Origin of the sequence: Methyloceanibacter sp. (genome assembly GCF_049590335.1) — a bacterium.
Lineage (GTDB): Bacteria > Pseudomonadota > Alphaproteobacteria > Rhizobiales > Methyloligellaceae > Methyloceanibacter.
Window position 1 is genome coordinate 1 of record NZ_JBAWCQ010000091.1, and the last position, 1,731, is coordinate 1,731.

General features: G+C 62.2%; 1 protein-coding gene and 1 pseudogene. Both read right to left on the bottom strand.

Annotated features, from left to right (window positions below):
• Positions 1–665: pseudogene (locus WBQ77_RS07370) on the bottom strand (flagellar motor protein MotA); the annotation flags it as partial.
• 153 nt (positions 666–818) lie between these two features.
• Positions 819–1,646 carry an inositol monophosphatase family protein gene (locus WBQ77_RS07375; protein WP_424043474.1) on the bottom strand — a complete coding sequence of 276 codons (828 nt, stop codon included), beginning with the start codon at positions 1,644–1,646 and terminating at the stop codon, positions 819–821.
• Positions 1,647–1,731 lie beyond the last annotated feature (85 nt).

Here is a 1,731-nt window from a genome sequence, read left to right on the forward strand (position 1 = left end):
TGGCCGGCCTGCAGATCGAGGAAGCCGAGAATAAGAGATCCGGCCAGACCGAACAGCGAGGACGAGAAGGCGATGCCCATGCCGGAGAGCGGACCGGCGAGCCCTTCTTTCAGCTGGTCGAACAGCAGCACGCTCTCGGCGCCGCCCGTATCGAGCGCGCCGATCGTGCTTCCGACCGAACTGACGGTCTGCAACAGGCCCCAGAAGGTTCCGAGCAGGCCGAGGAAAACGAGAAGGCCGACTAGGTAGCGCGTGGTCTCACGCTGTTCGTCGAGGCGCGAGGCGACCGAATCGAGCAGGGTGCGCGCCGATCCGTGCTCGAGCGATAAATGCCCGGTCTGGTCGCGCAGCATCGTTGCCATGGGCAGGAGTAGCACGGGCTGCTTGTCGGCGGTTTGGCTCGCATCCGTAATGCTGAAACTGTTAACCCAGTTGATCTCGGGAAACAGCCGCAGCACTTGGCGGAACGCGTAGACGCAGCCGACGATGAGCACACCGATGATGAGCCCGTTCAAGCCGGGATTGGCCATGAAACTGCGCCGCAGCTGTCCAGTCTGACCATCGAGGATGATCGCGAGCAGGACAGCCAGTACGAGAAACAGCGACATGCGCCAGAGAAAGATCTGTGGGCGCGAGAGTTTTGTCCGAAACGTCTTGCTTGCCATTCGTCCAGTGCTCTGGGTGCTTGTGCGGTCTGCGCAATATGGGCCGAATCGAGATTACCTGAATAGTTTGACAGGCAAAACGGCAACCTCGGGGCGGAGTTCCAACCGACGGGTTGGGCAAAACTGCTTTTGAGGGCTTTTTGGGCGGGCCGCCTAACCGGCTTTGGCGGCGTCTTCGGCAGGGGCTGTGGCTTTTGCGGCCTTCAAGAGCTTCAGGAGTTGCAGATGGATCGTCTCGTTGCCCGCGACGATCCCCCCGGTCTCCAGCATCTTGTCCTTGTTGTTCGTGTCCGTAACGTAGCCACCGGCCTCTCTCATGAGAACGATTCCGGCGGCCATGTCCCAGGGTTTCAAGCCGTTTTCCCAGAACCCGTCGAATCGGCCAGCCGCCGTCCAGGCTAGATCTATGGCAGCGGAGCCCGTGCGGCGGACGCCGGCACTCGATGCCATGACCGCTCGCACTTCATTCAAGAAGCTGTCGTGTCCAGGACGGCCGCTATGGGGAATGCCTGTGCCGATAACGGCCGCCCCCATTTCGGAACGGGCCGCGACTCGCAGCCGCTTATCGTTGAGAAAAGCGCCTTTGCCTTTCTCGGCCGCGTAAGTCTCGTTCGTGATGGGGTTGTAGACCAGCCCGGCGACCAGTTCGCCCTCCCGTTCCAGCGCGATGGAAATCGCGAAAATCGGGATGCTGTGAAGGAAATTGGTGGTGCCATCGAGCGGATCGACAATCCAGCGATGGGTCTGGTCGTCTCCATTGACCGCGCCGCGCTCTTCAAACAAGAAGCCATAGCCCGGCCGGGAGCGGGATAGTTCTGCATAGATGATCTCCTCGGCGCGCGTGTCGGCGGCGCTGACGAAGTTCGCGGGCCCTTTCAGCGAGACCTGCAACTGCTCCACCTCGCCGAAATCGCGAGCGAGGCTGCGGCCTGCTTTGCGGGCGGCGGCGGTCATGACGTTCATCAACGCGGATGCGGGCATGGGGCTCCTACGCCTCTAGAGGCTGCCGGCCGCGGCCGGCTATCGTGCGACGCGACCGGCGCCGTGCGGCTTACTCGCCGCGTTT